This is a genomic window from Mucilaginibacter limnophilus (assembly GCF_004005815.1).
Taxonomy (GTDB): Bacteria; Bacteroidota; Bacteroidia; order Sphingobacteriales; family Sphingobacteriaceae; genus Mucilaginibacter; species Mucilaginibacter limnophilus.
The window spans coordinates 169,463-187,108 of sequence record NZ_SACK01000007.1 but is presented as its reverse complement, the minus strand read 5'-3'; the positions used below and the strand labels follow the sequence as shown (position 1 = coordinate 187,108).

11 protein-coding genes are annotated in these 17,646 nt (G+C 44.5%); 6 read left to right on the top strand and 5 right to left on the bottom strand.

Features of this window, described 5'->3' with window-relative positions:
- Positions 1-52 precede the first annotated feature (52 nt).
- The 3 genes from EOD41_RS15690 to EOD41_RS15680 form a co-directional block, all read right to left on the bottom strand.
- Positions 53-478, bottom strand: coding sequence for a retropepsin-like aspartic protease (locus tag EOD41_RS15690; protein WP_127706634.1), 426 nt, complete (start codon positions 476-478; stop codon positions 53-55).
- Positions 479-605: 127 nt separating this feature from the next.
- Complete coding sequence (gene tamL / locus EOD41_RS15685) at positions 606-2,888, bottom strand: translocation and assembly module lipoprotein TamL (RefSeq protein ID WP_127706632.1); 2,283 nt, start codon at positions 2,886-2,888, stop codon at positions 606-608.
- A 3-nt stretch (positions 2,889-2,891) separates the two neighbouring features.
- Entirely contained in the window at positions 2,892-8,039 is a 5,148-nt protein-coding gene (locus tag EOD41_RS15680) for a translocation/assembly module TamB domain-containing protein (RefSeq protein ID WP_127706630.1), read from the bottom strand.
- A gap of 237 nt (positions 8,040-8,276) precedes the next feature.
- On the opposite strand from EOD41_RS15680, the gene dnaE reads away from it, so the two are divergent.
- Positions 8,277-11,867: a DNA polymerase III subunit alpha gene (gene dnaE / locus EOD41_RS15675; protein WP_127706628.1), complete on the top strand. Its 3,591-nt coding sequence runs from the start codon at positions 8,277-8,279 to the stop codon at positions 11,865-11,867.
- A gap of 211 nt (positions 11,868-12,078) precedes the next feature.
- Here dnaE and EOD41_RS15670 read toward each other — a convergent pair whose 3' ends face one another.
- Entirely contained in the window at positions 12,079-12,501 is a 423-nt protein-coding gene (locus EOD41_RS15670; protein ID WP_127706626.1) for an RNA-binding S4 domain-containing protein, read from the bottom strand.
- Positions 12,502-12,621: 120 nt separating this feature from the next.
- Between EOD41_RS15670 and EOD41_RS15665 the strand changes: the two genes are divergently transcribed.
- From EOD41_RS15665 to EOD41_RS15650, 4 genes are all read left to right on the top strand, one after another.
- Positions 12,622-13,089, top strand: coding sequence for a hypothetical protein (locus tag EOD41_RS15665; protein ID WP_127706624.1), 468 nt, complete (start codon positions 12,622-12,624; stop codon positions 13,087-13,089).
- Between the two features lie 76 nt (positions 13,090-13,165).
- Positions 13,166-13,981 carry a 2,3,4,5-tetrahydropyridine-2,6-dicarboxylate N-succinyltransferase gene (locus tag EOD41_RS15660; RefSeq protein WP_127706622.1) on the top strand — a complete coding sequence of 272 codons (816 nt, stop codon included), beginning with the start codon at positions 13,166-13,168 and terminating at the stop codon, positions 13,979-13,981.
- A gap of 90 nt (positions 13,982-14,071) precedes the next feature.
- Complete coding sequence (locus EOD41_RS15655; protein WP_127706620.1) at positions 14,072-15,058, top strand: glycosyltransferase family 9 protein; 987 nt, start codon at positions 14,072-14,074, stop codon at positions 15,056-15,058.
- Positions 15,051-15,617, top strand: coding sequence for an L-threonylcarbamoyladenylate synthase (locus EOD41_RS15650; RefSeq protein WP_127706618.1), 567 nt, complete (start codon positions 15,051-15,053; stop codon positions 15,615-15,617). Before EOD41_RS15655 ends, EOD41_RS15650 begins: the two co-directional genes overlap by 8 nt.
- Positions 15,618-15,624: 7 nt before the next feature.
- Here the strand turns inward: EOD41_RS15650 and EOD41_RS15645 are convergent, their stop codons facing one another.
- Positions 15,625-16,119 carry a hypothetical protein gene (locus tag EOD41_RS15645; RefSeq protein ID WP_127706616.1) on the bottom strand — a complete coding sequence of 165 codons (495 nt, stop codon included), beginning with the start codon at positions 16,117-16,119 and terminating at the stop codon, positions 15,625-15,627.
- 88 nt (positions 16,120-16,207) lie between these two features.
- Between EOD41_RS15645 and EOD41_RS15640 the strand changes: the two genes are divergently transcribed.
- Entirely contained in the window at positions 16,208-17,620 is a 1,413-nt protein-coding gene (locus tag EOD41_RS15640) for a CCA tRNA nucleotidyltransferase (protein WP_127706614.1), read from the top strand.
- Positions 17,621-17,646: the final 26 nt, after the last annotated feature.

Genomic DNA, 17,646 nt, shown 5'->3' with positions numbered 1-17,646 from the left:
GCCTTCCATTTTGAAAGGCTCTTTCTTTTATTTTGAGATTTTCTTTTACTTCTTAATACTTCAACTTCAGCTTTCGTTTACCATAATCTATCACCGCTTGGTATTTCATCAATACATCACCGCCTAAAACACCCAGCACCTGCGGATGATTAAGCTGTTCATAAGCGATGTTGATAGTTGACAAATCCAATACAGCGGCTTCAAATAGCTCCACCTTAAGCCGTCCGATGCGCATATCATCTATCATCATAGTAAATGACTCCATGCTGTTGGTTCCAAGTCCGGTTGAAAGTCTGTCAGTTGCCGAAATTAGTGCTTCAGCATTTGCCTGAGTAAGCAGCTCCTTATCAAGCGCGGTACGTGAAGCGCCTGTATCCAATACAAGTTTAAATTTTTTGCCGAATAGCCTGATATCTATTAATGGATGTACGCCGTCATCATGCAGGTCAATCATTTGCAACGGAATGGTAGTTTGCATGGGCGCAAAGGTAGTTTTGATTTCGGAATTCGCATGTTCGATTTCGGATTTTGAATCTGTCTAAATGCAAAAAAAGCTTCCCGAAGGAAGCTTTCTAATTTCTATTCGCCAATCACTGATCTCTACCCTAAAACGGATAACCGATAGCCAGGTTGAATATCAGGTTTTCGCTGCGCCATCTGCTGCTGCTAAAATCTATCTGGTTTAGCACCCACCGCTGTCCTTCAGGCAGCCATGGTTTACGTATCGGGAAGCCAAAGTCGGTACGCAGCACCAGAACAGTTACGTCGAAACGCAAACCAACGCCGGCATCAACAGCAAATTCCTTGTAAAAATCTTTACCAAAGGCAGCTCCAGGTTGCGCGCCGTTACCACGCATCAACCAGATATTACCGGCATCAACAAACACGGCACCGCGTACTATACTAAATAGCTTTGGACGCCATTCAATATTTCCTTCTATGCGGATATCACCGGCCTGATCGGGCAGGAAACCTACACCATCACTGTTACTGCCAGCGTAAAATGTACCAGGACCAATTGATCTTGCCCTAAAGCCTCTTAAGCTGTTGCTACCGCCAATAAAGAACTGTTCGCTATATGGCATTACCGTGGAGTTACCAAATGGAATACCTACGCCAACCATCAACCGGGTTGCAATGCTGCTGTTAACACCTGTTTTGTGGTAAAAGCGAAAATCATTTTCGAGTTTTACGTATTGATTAAATGGCGTACCGAATATCGTGGGAATTTTAAGTGCAAGAGTATCCGCACCGGTAATTAAACCTGCTATTACAGCTGAAGTTCCTATGCGCCCATTGTAAAACATTGTGTTGGTGCGGTATTCTTCAGTAGTATTGGTATAAGTATAACTATATGTGGGGCCAAATGTAAACTGCCTGTCTATAACGTGTTGTAATGCAGGGTTTTTAGTTGAATTAATGCTATCAGTATATTCTTTAGTGACATTTGCCGGATCAACGAAAGTTACACGCAGTAAATTCAACTCATGATTTTTATGGATATTCTCTTTCCAATCGTACCCAAACGAACCATGAAACGAGTTTAATGTGTACAGCTTGGTACGGTTCACCAGGGTATAACCTAGTGTTAAATTAGTATGCGGGATAAAGGCGTTGTCTGATTTAAAATCCCAAGGTGAAATAAAACGCGGCCAGGTGAGGTTCATTTCGCCACCTAACTGGTAAACATTATAACCGCCGTTCTGACCGGATATCTGTACGTCAGTACTTCCAAAAGCGGTAACACGCAACAATTCGGCACCTTTAAAGGCATTGCGGTGACGCCAGTTAATGCTCACCTGCGTACCGTTAAAGTTGGCCGATGTGGTACGTCCAAGCACTTCCACCTGTATCGATTTTTTTTGATAAGGAGTAAGGAAATAATACACATCCAGCTTCGACGAATCGGCTGACACATCCTCAAACCTGTTCTTCACAAACTTGTACGGCCCTAAATTTACAAAGCGGTTAAGCGAGTTGTTATGGCTGGTACGGTTGTACACTTCACCCGGATGAAGCAATACCGTATTCTTAAACGCAAATGGACGAATAGTCTTCTTCGGACGATCAACCACATTATACCAGCGGTATGGCTCCGCCCGATCTAAATGCAGTGAGGTATCGCGCAGCGAATAAGCCGGGTAAACGTATATTTTGTTGATGGTATATATGCGGCGATCACGGTCGCCGGTTTCAGGTTTTACCGCTACGGCAATATCAACTTGGTGCCCGGCAATGGTACTGTCTACCCGTGCGATGATATCTTCGGGCGCGAAATAGAAAAAGCCCTTTTCTTTAAGCCTTGCATCAATACGTAAACGTTCAGCTTTAATGACATCCAGATCATAATTATCACCCGGTTTCAACAACGTTTTATCGCGCGTGCCGGCAATAGCAGTGTCCAGGTTATCGGTACCTGTAGGGAAGGTTACATTACGGATTTTGTAAGCCGGACCTGTAACCGCAGTATATTCGGCACGGGCGGTTTTCTCTTTGCCAATTGTATCTCCACTTACCAGCGCCTGGAAGTAGCCTTTATTTTGCAGGCGGTTTTGTAATATATCACTGTTCTTTTCAAGGTCTACAGCGCTTACGAGTACAGGCGGCTCGCCAAATTTGGTATTCAGCCAATGCTTGAAGCCCTTGGTTTTGGTAGTACGGGTTTTATAGTACACCCAAAGCTTAAAACGTAATCCTAATATTTTCGAGTTAGGTTTTGGGCGAAGTAACCCTTTTAAATCGGCTTCCAGTTCTTTTCCCTTTTCAGGAGCTTCAACTTTTACCTTGTGCCCGGTATATAATTTTTCACCCGGCGCAAGGTACTTGGTAGTACTGCACGCACTAAATAATACAGCTATTAGTAACAGATATAATGAGTTTTTAATCATGGTTTAGTTTGAGGTTTGTTGTTTTTCACGCTGTTCCTGTTGTTGCTCCAGTTGCTCGTCCTTCTTTTCGGCTGCTTCATTCCGCCTGTCTTCTTCCTCCTTCTTGCGTTTTTGCTCCTGTTTGTATTTACGGCGTAAAGCTTTTTCTTCAGGTGTCAGCTTACGGAATATCTCGCTGAAACGGTTATAGTCCATGGTCAGTGTAAAGCCAAGGCCGGTTTCAATGATCTGCCCTTGTATCACCACGTATTCGTCGCGGCGGTAAGCGCGCAGCTGGTAACGGCCGTCACGGCTAAGCTTGTAATTAACCGCCACGTTACCCGCAATATTGCTGGCTTTTTGACCTTGCTGATTACCTTCAAGATTGAAATTATTTCCTACCGATACCGTTAGCCTGTCGTTAAGGAACCGCTTAGACAGGCCGACATTCAGGTCAGTCCGGTTTTGTGCCGTACCTGACGAATAGTCCATACCCGACGTCAACCCAAAATCAATATCCACGCCTGTTATCAGGTTACCGGCAAGGTTGTTTAACTGATCAGTTAGCAATCCGCTTACACTATTACGCACGGCGCCTTCAACACCTGTACTTCCACCCTGGCTCTGCAGCGGGTTATCACCTATAAAGTGGCCAAGTATCAGTACGCCCAGCACCTGTTTGTTCAGTTCGTTAGGGTCCTGCCTTACCTGTGCCAATTTAGTTTCAACTGTGGTTATCACATCCGTTGAAACTGAGTAGTTACTATCAGGCAATACAATATCAAAACTGATTTCAGGTTTTAACAGTTCATTACGCAAGTTCAGATTAACATTAAATGGCAGCTTCTGCTTGTACATGGTTTGCTGCTGCTGATCAAGCTGACTGCTGACCAGGTCGATTGGCGGAACATTGGCTACGTAGATCGCCGTCAAATCAACATTAGCACTTGTGGGATCGCCTGTCCAGGTGATAGTGCTTCCCTGCTTAAAGTCAAACCGGCGCTTAACCGTAGCGTACGACAGGTTGTATGAACCTCTGTTAACCGTATAAGTACCGGTCAGGTTAATCTTCCCGCTCGGGTCGATACCGCCATTAAGACTGGCCTCACCGCGGATATTTACCACATCACCGTTACGCTCATCAATCACTATATTGAAGTTGGCATTTTTATTTACGTTGATGGTAGCGGATACATCCATACCTGTGACATCGGAATTCTTTAGCGAATCTAACTGTCGTGCAAGCAATATGGAGTCAAGTTTCGGCGCGTCGTTATCAATAAACTCAACCACCCCTTTCCGATCTTCCACGCTTGGATCAGAAGTTGGCAGCACGATGGTCATGTCTGTCTTCTCATTCACGGTAAGGTTAGCATCAACCACCGGCGAGTTCATATCACCGCGCACTTTAATATTGGTGTTAATAAACAGCTGACCGTAGAACAACTTGTTATCCGCACGGGTCGAGTTCATTACCCTGAAATTCTCAGCATTTATATCAAGCCCGAAAGCAAAGTCGGTAAACGTTTTGGTATATACTGTACCGCTTATTACTGCCTTATTTCCGGTAGAGTCGATCATGGTAAAGTCGTTAAACCTGATACCCTCGTTATTAAAGCTGATCGTTTCCTGCGGCATTCTAAAATAAGAGTTCAGCATGGAGACGTTAAACCCAACCTTATTAAAGTTAACATCCCCCCGTACCGCCGGCGCGCTTGGCGTTCCCGTTATTTTTAGTCCACCGGTTATATTACCGCTGGCGTTGCGGATATTACCAAAGCTGAAGCCCTCGATACTCTTCATGTTCAGCGTAACGATATTCAGGTTCAAATCCATCCTGCTTTCAGGAGCGGTATAATACATACCTGCTAATGTAACCTGGTTGCCTTTGCCTGTAATGTCAACATTGGCTGCAAAAGCATTCTCTGTTTGATTATTTACCTTAATAGCGATATTACCTACCGTGTCACCTTTAAAGTTAAAATCACCAACGTTTATAGCCGCTGTAAATACCGGGGAAGTTTGGAAGTTGCGAATGTTTGCATCACCGTTTATTACGCCACCCACCTGCAGCGAATCCTGCTGCGCCATTTTGGTTAAAGTCTCGATCTTGAAGTTGCGAAACTGCACATCAATAGGCGCGTTCAATTGCTGCGGATTGCTGTTCACACTAAGCACCTGGTTAGCGTTGGTGATAGTAAAGTTACGCGCCAATATACCGCCCGCGCCAAACTGCAGCGCGTTATCGGCATTAACCGCCCAGGGCTGATAATCGAGCAATAATCCATTTTGCGCGAAGCTGAACTGGTATTGCTTAGGCAATACGCTTAAGGTACCGGCTATGCGGTAGCGTTCTTTTTTCTGCACATCGCGCACCTGCAAACTGGTGGTCATCTGGTTGTTTTGCAATGCGCCGGATATGGTGGTAAACAGTATGTCTATTGATGATGATACCTTCACCTCATCAACCGATACATTATAGTTAAGCGCGCTGTTGGCTGTATTTACGTTCAGCTTGAAATTACTTACCACCTGATCACCATAGGCTATTCGCGGCGCTGAGCCGTTAACCAGCAATGTACCCGCCGAGCTGTCAAAGTTTCCGGTGAATATCACAGGATCGAGTGTTTTCAACTGAGGTGCAAACTGTTCAACAAGCGGTGTCTTCACCAGCCTCATGTTAAAGGCAAACCGCTGCGGCGGATATTTAGCCTTTGGAGCAGGCTTGGTGCCGCTGGCCAGCGCGGTATTGAAGTATTTGTTTATCAGGTCTGTCATCGCCGGGGCAATACCTGTCAGGGTATATTTACCACCCAGGTGCGCAGCTAACATTGGTGTTTTAAAGTCAAGCGTGCTGCTGTCGGGCGTTGCGGTTGACACCAGGCTAATGGTATCCATTTGTATGCGCTGCGCTTTTTGCACTACCACCAGGTCGGTCAGCAATATCTTTCCATTCAGGTAATCAGGATCAGCAGTAGGCACATCTGCTACCAGCTTGCCATGCGCACGCAATGGGTCTTTGCTTAGCTTCAATGCCTGCAGGTCAAGGCTGTCAAGGTTCAGCGTAGCGTTAACCGACGGGTACTTCTTGTTCATGTTAGCTTTACCATCAAGCGAGAAGCTTATGTTAGGGTCGCGCATATGTACGTTAGCCACATAGTTGCCACGGGTAGCGCTGCCTTTTAATACCAGATTTTGATAATTATATCCTTTTACGTAAGCTCTTGCTACGTTACCGTTAAACTGGAGGCTGGCCGTTTTCGGGTCGATGCCAACCCCTTTTACATTTGCCGACAGCGTAACCATACCCACCATTTGCGGCTGCTTGGTAAGCGCCCCAACGTTTAAGTTGGCAGCACGAACATTTGCCGAATATGTTTCGCGGCCTTTGCGGTTGCCGTTCATCTGCGCTTTCAAATCAACCGCGCCATAGCTTGAGCGTAAAGACATGTTGGTATTGAACACCTTCATGCTGCCTTTAAAGGTGCCTTTCAGATTAAGATTAGCCGGAATGCTCACAGTTGCGGGAATAGTTCCCGCAGGCGCCAGGCTATAGATATCACCGCGACTGGTATTGAATTCTTTCAGGTTGACATCGAAGTAAGCCTTATTCACGTCAGGCAAACCACGCAACGCAGCAGATGCCCTGATGCGGGTGTCTCTTAACCCGCGCAATTCAAAATCTTCTATGCGCAGGTTATTCACCTTACCTTCTATTTTACCATTAATACGCAATGTTTGGTTTTGCAGCTTAGCCAGCGGACCACCACTTTTAGCCATATCAGGCATCAGCAATGCTACGTCTTTCAAACCAACACGAGTGCCATCAAGGTTGGCGCTAACACCTAACGAACCAATGTTAGTACTTAACGCGTCAATCGACGGATAAGTTAACACCACTTCTTTCTGCAGGGTAGTATTAGGTGTTTGCACCAGCAGGTCTTTAAGCGAAGCGCCTTTTGCACCATAAAAGAAATCGGTATGAAAGCGCTGCAACTCGAAGCCGCTTTTCTCGTTAAAGGTTATGGCGTTGATACGTCCTGACGAACTATCCGGCGCGTATGATACATTTTCGATATCGACGTTCAGATTGCGCAAGTGCATGTGCGCCGGGTCTAAGCCCCGTGGCAGTGCTTTCTGCGCATTGTTATCAAACTTAATGTCGTTATCAGTAATGGTGAATTTCTTAAGCGTAACCGCCCAGGCATTTTTTGTTGGTGAGGATATCAGCGTATCTACTTTTTTAACCGCTTTTTCGGCAGCTTTTACAACCGTTTGTGGCTTGGCAAATGTAACCGCGGCGCTGGTACGGTCGAGCGCTATATTGGCGATATTAACCTTTTGGTTTTTCAGGTCAATCTTATCCATTTCAACCAGCAGTTTACCCATGTCAACACTCGCGTCCATCTCCCCTGCCCGGTAATCAACTTTTATCTTGTCGAGGTTAATCTCACCAAGATCGAGTTCCATATTCAACGGTTTAACAGCGGTATCGGTAGCAGCAACTTCTGCAACAGTTGATCCCATTGGGGTTTGAATAACCTTGGCATTTACACCCGACATATCGATTTTCGGTATCGAAAAAGCCATTTTATCCAGGTCGAACTTATCTACATTGGTATCAAAGTGCCCAAGCAAAAACTTAACATCGTTACCGGTTATGTCGTCTTTATATTTAAAGTTTATACGGTCTAAAATGATCTTACCCAAAGCAAATTTCATCGACGAGGTGGTATCTGTCGGCTTTGGCTCTTTCTTTTGCTCACCCGCAAAGGCCTTAATAATATAGTCAAAATTGAAAAGGCTGTCGCGGCCGCGGCTAATGTTGGCGGTAATACCCTGCAGATTGATCTCATTAATTTCAACGGTATTATCCAGCAGTTTGAAAAGGCTGATATCTACCTTAAGTTTGTCGCCGGCTATCAGGGTATCACGTTTCTGGTCTTCAAAGTACACATCCTCCAAAACAATCAGCTTAGGCAGGCCGAGGCTCAGGTGCCCAATCTCTACCTTAGTCTTTATTTTGTTCTGTAAAAATGTTACCGCTTTGTTTTTAACGACATTTTGTACGGCGGGTACCTGTATTAAAATAACTACAAGCAGTATTAAAAAAATAACACTCGCAATTATCCACAGTACCGTTTTAAGCGCTATACGTCCAAATTTTTTCAAAATTGTAATATATTTTAGGGTGAAGCAAAAAAAGCCCGTTTATAAACAAATAGTGTGCTATACACCTGCTCAGTTTAAGTTTTTTATAATTAAAAATGGCTTTTAAAGGCCGTAGCGTTATAAAAAGAGCAGGAAATAGGTCAGCAGTTGCTATACTTTTTTCAACATACTTTAGGGCAAAGTTGTTTTTTATTAGCTTTGTGTTTCTGCGGATTTTTTGATTTTGGAGTTGTTTCTATGCCCGATTTTTCTCACTTACACGTACACACCCAGTTTTCACTGCTCGACGGTGCTGCCGATATAAGCAAGCTTTATAAAAAAGCTGCTGCCGATGGCATGAAGGCGTTGGCCATTACCGATCATGGCAATATGTTTGGCGTGTTTAAATTTGTTGCCGAAGCAGGCAAGCACAACGTAAAACCAATTGTTGGTTGTGAGTTTTATGTGGTTGAAGACAGGCACCAGAAACAATTCACCAAAGAGAAAAAAGACGTTCGACGCCATCAGTTGCTGCTGGCAAAGAACGCCGAAGGCTACAAAAACCTGATCAAGCTATGCTCGCTTGGTTATATGGAGGGTTTATACAGCAAATGGCCGCGTATTGATAAGGAACTTATCCTTAAATATCATAAAGGCCTTATTGCTACCACCTGCTGTATAGGTGCATCAGTTCCGCAGGAAATACTAAAGAATAGCGAGGAAGCCGGCGAGCGCGAGTTTAAATGGTGGCTTGACCTGTTTGGCGAGGATTACTACATCGAGTTGCAACGTCATGATATCCACGAGCAAACTATAGTTAACAACGCCCTGCTTAAGTTCGCTAAAAAGCATAATGTAAAAGTAATTTGCAGTAACGATTCGCACTACGTTGACCAACAGGATAGCAACGCCCATGACATTTTATTGTGCGTAAACACCGGCGACATGCAGAGCACGCCTATTGCTACCGACGAGGAAGGCGGCAAAGGCTATCGTTTCGGATTTCCTAACGACCAGTTTTACTTTAAAACACAGGCCGAAATGGGTAAACTGTTTCACGACCTGCCGGAATCATTAGATAATACTAACGAAATAGTTGACAAGGTAGAAGTACTGAAGTTGAAGCGCGATATCATGCTGCCTAACTTCGTTATACCTGATGAATTTAAGATACACAACACACCCGACGCGGATACACTTAATCAATGGGAATATCTGAAGCATCTTACCTATATGGGTGCCAAGGAGCGATATGTAGATATCAGCCCCGAGGTGCAGGAAAGGATAGATTTTGAGTTGTTCACCATACGTACCATGGGTTTCGCTGGCTACTTCCTCATCGTGTCCGACTTTATCAAACACGGGCGCGAGATAGGGGTATTTATTGGCCCGGGGCGTGGTTCGGCGGCAGGATCGGTGGTGGCCTATTGTACAGGCATTACCAATATCGACCCGATAAAGTATAACCTGCTTTTCGAAAGGTTCCTTAATCCCGACCGTAAATCAATGCCCGATATTGATACGGACTTTGACGATGCCGGTCGTCAAAAAGTAATCGACTACGTAGTTGATAAATACGGCAAAAACCAGGTAGCACAAATTATTACTTATGGTTCAATGGCCGCACGTACCAGTATCCAGGACGTTGGCCGCGTGCTTGACATGCCGCTGTCAGAAGTAAACGCACTTAAAAAGCTGGTGCCTGAAACATTGGGCATCAACCTGAAAACAGCTATTGAACAGGTGCCCGAGTTACAGGCTATATATAAAGCACAGGATTTAAAAGGCACCGTACTTCGTGAGGCTGAAAAGCTGGAAGGGTCAGTACGTAACACGGGCGTGCACGCAGCGGGTATCATTATTGCGCCGGATGATTTGACCAATATTGTTCCTGTAGCCACTGCTAAAGACTCTGACCTGCTGGTTACCCAGTATGACGGACGTGTAATTGAGGACGCGGGTGTAATCAAAATGGACTTTTTGGGGCTGAAAACCTTAACCATTATTAAGGATGCCCTGCGGATGATCAAACAAAACCACGGCGTTGAGATAGATATCGACTATATTCCGCTTGATGACACGCGCACTTTTGAACTTTATCAGCGCGGTGACACCAACGGTACGTTTCAGTTTGAGAGCGACGGTATGCAAATGTACCTGCGCGACCTTAAGCCCGATAAATTTGAAGACTTAATTGCCATGAACGCCCTGTATCGCCCGGGGCCGATAGAGTACATACCCAACTTCATTAAACGTAAGCACGGCCTCGAGCCCATAAGCTACGACCTTCCCGATATGGAAGAGCATCTCGGCGAAACTTATGGTATTACTGTGTACCAGGAGCAGGTGATGCTTCTGTCGCAAAAACTGGCGGGCTTTACCAAAGGTGATGCCGACGTTTTGCGTAAGGCCATGGGTAAAAAGCAAATTGAGGTGCTTAACAAAATGGAAGCCCAGTTTATGGAGGGCGCCATGGCTAAAGGGCACCCCAAAGACAAGCTTACCAAAATATGGAACGACTGGAAGGCCTTTGCGCAGTATGCGTTCAATAAATCGCACTCTACCTGTTATGCCTTCGTGGCATACCAAACCGCGTATCTTAAGGCGCACTACACCGCCGAATACATGGCAGCGGTATTGAATAACCAGAACAGCATCGACAAAATTTCTTTCTTTATGGAAGAGTGCCGCCGTATAAACGTGCCTGTGTTAGGCCCGGATATAAACGAATCGGAAGCATCTTTTTCAGTTAACAAAAAAGGCGAGGTACGCTTCGGCTTAACAGGTGTAAAAGGTGTTGGCGAGAAAGCGGTAGAAAGCATTATTGAAGAACGTGTCGAACGCGGCCCTTATGAGTCGGTTTACGATTTTGCACGACGCTCAAATGTGCGTTCGGTTAACCGTAAATCATACGAGAACCTGGTATATGGTGGCGCGTTTGATACTTTTGGTTATGCCCGTGCGCAATTTTTTGCCAAAACAGAAAACGGTTTGTTAAGCGGCGTTGAGCGCCTGATCAAGTATGCTAACGATTATCAAAACACACAAAACAGTTCGCAAGCCTCATTATTTGGCGGTGGCGTAGCCGCATATATACCCGAACCACCTATGCCTGAGGTTGAAGAGTGGCCGCTTATAGAAAAGCTGAAATATGAGAAAGAGGTTATCGGTATATATTTAACCGGTCACCCGCTGGATAATTATAAGTTAGAACTCGACAGGTTTTGTAATACTACCGTTGCTGAGCTGAAATCACTGCAAAAAGCACGCTCGGGCGAGGGCGGCGAAGAAACTATTGTCATACTTAATAACCTGCGTAAAAAAGGCGAGATATGTGTTGGCGGACTTGTAGGCAGCGTACAGCACAAGACCACCAAAACGGGTAAGCCTTTCGGGACATTTGTTATTGAGGATTATAACGAATCGTATGAGTTCGCGCTGTTTGGGGAGGATTATGTAAAATTTCGTAACCTTATGGTTGACGGCTACTTCCTGCACATTCGTGGAGTGGTAGAAGAAAAATTCAGGCAAAAAGATAACTGGGACCTGCGCATTACCACCATGAGCCTGCTTACTGAAATGCGAGATACCCGCAGCAAATCGCTGGTGGTGCCTTTGAGTTTGCATGATATAAACGCGCAGTTTGTTGATAACCTGCTGGAGATCATCAAACAAAACAATGAGCGTTACCCGGTACGCAACTGCGACCTGAAGATCACCATCAAAGATATTGAGGATGATTTGTTAGCCAGCGGTACATCAAAAATGTTCAAGGTTAATCCCAGCGATGATTTATTAGAAGGTTTGTTCACGCTGACAAGGGTACAGCCGGTGCTGAATACTAAGTAAAAGCCACTATTTTATTTTAAATCGTCATTGCGAGAAACGAAGCAATCTCTGAACTTTTTATGCTGATTTGCATGTGTAGAGATTGCTTCGTTCCTCGCAATGACGCAGTTTTACAGGTCATGCTGAACTTGATTCAGCATCCCATATGCAAAACAAGCGGAATGTCCTGAGAGATCCCGAAACAAATTCGGAATGACGTTTGATATTCTTGTTACTCCTGCTTTTCTTCCTTCTCTTCCCCACCCTCAAAAAAGCCGCCTTGCAAGTCATCAATTTCACGGCGGTCGCGTTTGGTGGGGCGGCCTGTACCTCGGTCGCGGCGAAGCACCGGTGCATGGAACATCGACTTGAAGGCATGTGTTTCCTGCACCGGGGTAAGGTCTTCATAAAAATTTACGGCAGTTTTAGCATCGGTACGGTTCTCCAGCAGGCCGGTCACTTTCACCACCTTACGCTCTATACCTTTCGACACCTGGAAGGTATCTCCTATCTTTACCTCGTAAGAAGGCTTTATATTCGCCCCGTCTTTTTTTACCCTACCGGCTTTGCAAGCGTCAGCAGCGAGTGTGCGGGTTTTAAACAGGCGTATAGCCCACAAATACTTATCTATACGGAGTTTTTCTTTTTCAGGCATGATGATGCAAAATTAATCATAAAGGTTAAAGCTGAAAAGGCATCAGCTTAAAGTAACAATACTAAAATTAACCATTCGTTTTAAAAACACATTATACCTTTGCGCTATTATTGTAATTACATGATAAACGAAGAAGAAGAATATAATAACGACAATATCAATACCGGCGAACCGTCTGACGACTATGCCGAAATATATTCAAAAACTGCTATTTTCTGGTTTACGTTGTTTCTGTCGCCTATTTTTGGTGGCATTATGCTGGCCATCAACTTAAAAAACGCAGGCATAAAAAGGGGCATCGCGCCGGTACTGCTATTTTCGGTAGCGTATTACATACTGGCTGCTGTAGCAGCTTCCACACTTCTTACAGCACTTAATTTATCGCCCGAACAAACAATGTACGCAGGTGCAGGATTAAGTTTAGTAACTAACCTTATCGGTGGAATGATACTTACCTCTTATTATTTTGCCAAGTACTTTCCTGATGATGATTATTATCCGCGCAGCATACAAGGCCCTCTGATTGTGGCGCTGCTGATATTTGTGCTGCAAAGCGTACTGGCCAGGTACTTGGGCATTGCTGTGTAATCCTGGTGTTGAGTGCCTTTCAGCAAACAAATTTCCCTAAAAATCATTTACTTTGCCAAAGTTTTAAAATACGCTAATGCAAAACCTTAAAAAATTTATTGAAGATGCCTGGGATGACAGGACCCTGTTACAATACAACGACTATATAACTGCCATTGAAACCGTTATCGAGCGGCTCGACAAAGGCGAATACCGTGTGGCTGAGCAAATTGGCGGCCGCTGGCATACTAACGACTGGATAAAAAAAGCGGTAATTCTTTACTTCCCTACCCGTGATATGGAAGAGGTAAAGGTAGGTCCGTTTGTGTTCCACGATAAAATGGCGCTTAAAACCGATTATAAAGCAAATGGCGTTCGTGTAGTACCTCATGCCATTGCCCGTTACGGCGCGCACCTGGCAAAAGGCGTTATCATGATGCCTTCATATGTAAACATTGGCGCTTATGTTGACAGCGGCACTATGGTTGATACTTGGGCAACTGTTGGCTCGTGTGCACAAATAGGTAAAAACGTGCACCTGAGCGGCGGCGTTGGTATCGGCGGTGTACTGGAGCCGGTACAAGCTTCTCCTGTAATTATAGAAGACAACTGCTTCATCGGCTCACGTGCCATTGTGGTTGAAGGCGTGCATGTTGAGGCTGAGGCTGTGTTAGGCGCTAACGTAGTGCTTACCGCTTCAACCAAGATCATTGACGTAACCGGAAGCGAACCTGTTGAATACAAAGGCCGTGTACCTGCACGCTCGGTAGTAATACCAGGCTCGTACACTAAAAAGTTCCCTGCGGGCGAATACCAGGTGCCTTGCGCGCTGATTATCGGCAAGCGTAAAGAATCGACTGATAAAAAGACATCATTAAACGACGCGCTGCGCGATAACAACGTAGCAGTTTAATTGTAGATTTGAGTAATGAGATTATGGATCGGTAAGGTTTGATCTTTTGGTCATCTCACTACTCATATCTCATTAGTTTACATCTTAAAAATGAAAATACTGATAAGGCTGCCTAACTGGTTGGGCGATGTGGTGATGAGCACCTCATTCGTTACTGCGGTAAGGCAGCTTTATCCTGATGCGCAGGTTGACGCCATTGTAAAAAAAGAGCTTCAAGGCGTGGTTTCTTTAATACCCGGCATCAATAATATTTACCCGTTTGCCAAACAGGAATATAAAGGGCTGCAAGGCGTGTACCGTTTTGGCAAAAGTTTTAAAGATCAGCATTACGATATTTACTTTAACCTGCCGCCGTCACTTTCGTCGGCTGTTATGGCGTTTGCAACAAGTGCACGGCACCGCGTAGGCTTTAACTCCGAGGGAGGCTTCTTCATGCTTACAAAAGCCTGCAGGCGTCCTAAAAACACCCATCGGGTACGTGAGTACATCGCCTTATTGGAACAATACACCAGGCAACCCGTGCCTTCAGAACCCGCGAAAGTAGCAGCCCACCCGCTGGTAAACGACACAAAACTGTTGCTGGTAAATTTTAACTCTGAAGCCATATCACGCCGTATGCCGGTTGATAAAGGCATAACGTTGCTTAACCTGCTATTGAGTAATTTTGATAACATTACGATAGGACTAATAGGTTCACCAAAAGATGCATGCTATGTGGACACGCTTATAGCCGGGATTAATAACAGCGAACGCATTGTAAATTACGCCGGGCAAACCAGTTTACCAAGTCTGGCCGGTATTATGGCAGGATCAGCTGCATTACTAACCGTTGACTCTGGACCTGCCCATTTGGCTAATAGTGTGGGTCAGCCGGTGGTGGTGTTATTTGGGGCCGGTAACGAAAACAACACCGAACCTTTTAACCTTGATAACTTAACCGTGATTCGCGCAAACCAGCTCTCATGCGAACCCTGCGTACGTAACACCTGCAAACTGTATGGCATACCTAAATGCATGCAGTTGCTTAATGAAAATAAAATAATTGAAGCGCTAAGTAAATACTTACCTCATGCTTAAAGAAGAAGTTGCCAAAGCATTAAAAGTTATTCAGGATGGTGGCATCATCCTTTACCCTACCGATACCATCTGGGGCATAGGCTGCGATGCGACAAACAGCGAGGCAGTGAAAAAGATTTATGCCCTTAAACAACGTGAAGAAGCGAAAAGCATGATCATTTTGCTGGATACCGACAACAAGCTGCAAAGCTATGTAAGCGAGGTGCCCGATATTGCGTACGACCTAATAGAGTTTGCCGAAAAACCGTTAACGCTGGTAATGCCCGGCGCCAAAAACATCGCGCCCGAACTGATAGCCGCTGATGGAAGTGTAGGTATCCGCATTGTAAAACATTCTTTTTGTGAGCAACTGATACAGCGACTTCGCAAACCGCTGGTATCTACCTCAGCCAACATCAGCGGGCAGCCATCACCCAAAAACTTTAACGATGTTTCGCCTGAAATTTTAGAAGGCGTTGATTATGTGGTGGATGTTGATCAGCACGATACCACTGAAAAAAAACCGTCAACCATTATGCGGCTTTCTCCAGGGGGACAGTTTGAGTTTTTGAGGAGGTAATTTTTAATTAATGATGCGTCTTTAATTTAGTAAGCAACGCACGCGTTTCTTCTATGAAATGCAATGTACTATTATTGGCATTGTCTGCGCCGGTTGTCAGTAATATTTCCTCGTATTGTTCCAATAATTTTAATGCATCATATCTTGTAGTGTCTGAAATATTTAATGCATGAATTTTCAAGATGTCGAAAGCACCCCATCTTGCTTCATATTCCTGCTCACAAAGTATTTTTACTATATCTAAATAATACTGGCTTACATCCATATCAGATAATGCAAAAACAAGTGTTCCATTGCAATTGTATAATTCCGGCTCATTTATTTTCTGAATAATGAAGGGTGCGGCTTCATTATAACGAAAATCATAAAATATCAAGGCAAGATGATTTCTAATACCTGGATCCTGAGTAACCATAAAAAATCTTAATAGCTCCTCTTTATCAGTGCTATCCAGTTCTTTTATGTCTATGGTTTTAATCAAATTACGAATTTGAGTAGACATATTTATGATGAAGCTTGAATTTTCAACCCTAAATTATAGTAAATAATTAAATTTGCCCGTTCAAATGCCTTTTGTGGCATTAGCCGGGATGAAAAAACATTTGCAGCATCATATCTTCACAATATTATCGCAACTGGCCGGCGAACAAAACCTTCAGATATATGCTATAGGCGGTTTTGTACGTGATATCCTGCTGAAACGCCCCTCGAAAGATATTGATATTGTGGTGATTGGCAATGGTATCGCCTTTGCCGAAACAGTTGCCAAAAAACTCAACGTACAGCTATCGGTGTTCAAAAACTTTGGGACTGCCATGCTGCGCTACCACGACCTTGAGGTAGAGTTTGTAGGCGCACGTAAGGAGTCGTACCGCCGCGACTCCAGAAAGCCAATTGTTGAAGACGGAACGCTTGAGGATGACCAGAACCGCCGCGATTTTACCATAAACGCGCTGGCCATATCGCTGCATCCGGATACTTTCGGAGAAATGCTTGACCCGTTTGGTGGCGTACAGCATCTCGAAGAAAAACTGATTAAAACACCGCTTGACCCGGAAGTAACCTTTAGCGATGATCCGTTACGTATGATGCGGGCAATCCGCTTTGCTACTCAACTTAATTTTACCATTGATGAGGCCGCTGTTGAAGCGATAAAAAAAACCGCCGATCGCATCACTATCATATCACAAGAGCGCATCACGGACGAGCTCAATAAGATCATTCTGTCGCCAAAGCCATCAATTGGATTTAATTACTTGTTTGATACCGGTTTGCTGCATAAAATATTTCCGCAAATGGTAGCCTTGTATGGCGTTGAGTATCGTGAAGGAAAAGGCCATAAGGATAATTTTTACCACACCTTGCAGGTGCTTGATAACATTTGCGAAACTACCGACGACCTTTGGCTGCGCTGGGCGGCAATATTACATGACATTGCCAAGCCGCCAACCAAACGCTTTGAACCCGGTCACGGCTGGACATTCCACGGACACGAGGATAAAGGCGCACGCATGGTGCCTAAAATTTTCGCACAGTTAAAACTACCGTTAAACGACAGGATGAAATTTGTCCAAAAGATGGTAGCCCTTCATTTAAGGCCAATAGTTTTATCACAATCAATAGTTACTGACTCGGCAGTACGTCGCCTGCTTTTTGAAGCTGGTGATGATATTGAAAGCCTGATGAAACTATGCAAGGCCGACGTAACTACCAAGAATGAATACAAGGTTAAAAAGTACCGCAACAACTTTGAACTGGTTCAGCAAAAGCTGAAGGATGTTGAGGAACGCGACAACATACGCAACTGGCAACCACCAGTAACCGGCAACGACATTATGGAACTTTTTGGCATTAAAGAAGGCCGTGAAGTGGGCATTATAAAAAATCAGATACGCGAAGCTATACTTGAAGGCGAAATACCTAATAACCGCGAAGCCGCGCTTGAATTTACAATATACAAAGGCACACAAATTGGCTTGAAAGTTGTTGCAAAAACCAAATAATTCAAAACATTATTAATTTTGACTAA

Coding starts and splice junctions, on each gene's coding strand:
- EOD41_RS15665 (WP_127706624.1), top strand. CDS start 12,622: ATGATAAACGAAGAAGAAGAATATAATAACGACAATATCAATACCGGC.
- EOD41_RS15690 (WP_127706634.1), bottom strand. CDS start 478: ATGCAAACTACCATTCCGTTGCAAATGATTGACCTGCATGATGACGGC.
- EOD41_RS15670 (WP_127706626.1), bottom strand. CDS start 12,501: ATGCCTGAAAAAGAAAAACTCCGTATAGATAAGTATTTGTGGGCTATA.
- dnaE (WP_127706628.1), top strand. CDS start 8,277: ATGCCCGATTTTTCTCACTTACACGTACACACCCAGTTTTCACTGCTC.
- EOD41_RS15655 (WP_127706620.1), top strand. CDS start 14,072: ATGAAAATACTGATAAGGCTGCCTAACTGGTTGGGCGATGTGGTGATG.
- EOD41_RS15650 (WP_127706618.1), top strand. CDS start 15,051: ATGCTTAAAGAAGAAGTTGCCAAAGCATTAAAAGTTATTCAGGATGGT.
- EOD41_RS15645 (WP_127706616.1), bottom strand. CDS start 16,119: ATGTCTACTCAAATTCGTAATTTGATTAAAACCATAGACATAAAAGAA.
- EOD41_RS15660 (WP_127706622.1), top strand. CDS start 13,166: ATGCAAAACCTTAAAAAATTTATTGAAGATGCCTGGGATGACAGGACC.
- EOD41_RS15640 (WP_127706614.1), top strand. CDS start 16,208: ATGAAAAAACATTTGCAGCATCATATCTTCACAATATTATCGCAACTG.
- tamL (WP_127706632.1), bottom strand. CDS start 2,888: ATGATTAAAAACTCATTATATCTGTTACTAATAGCTGTATTATTTAGT.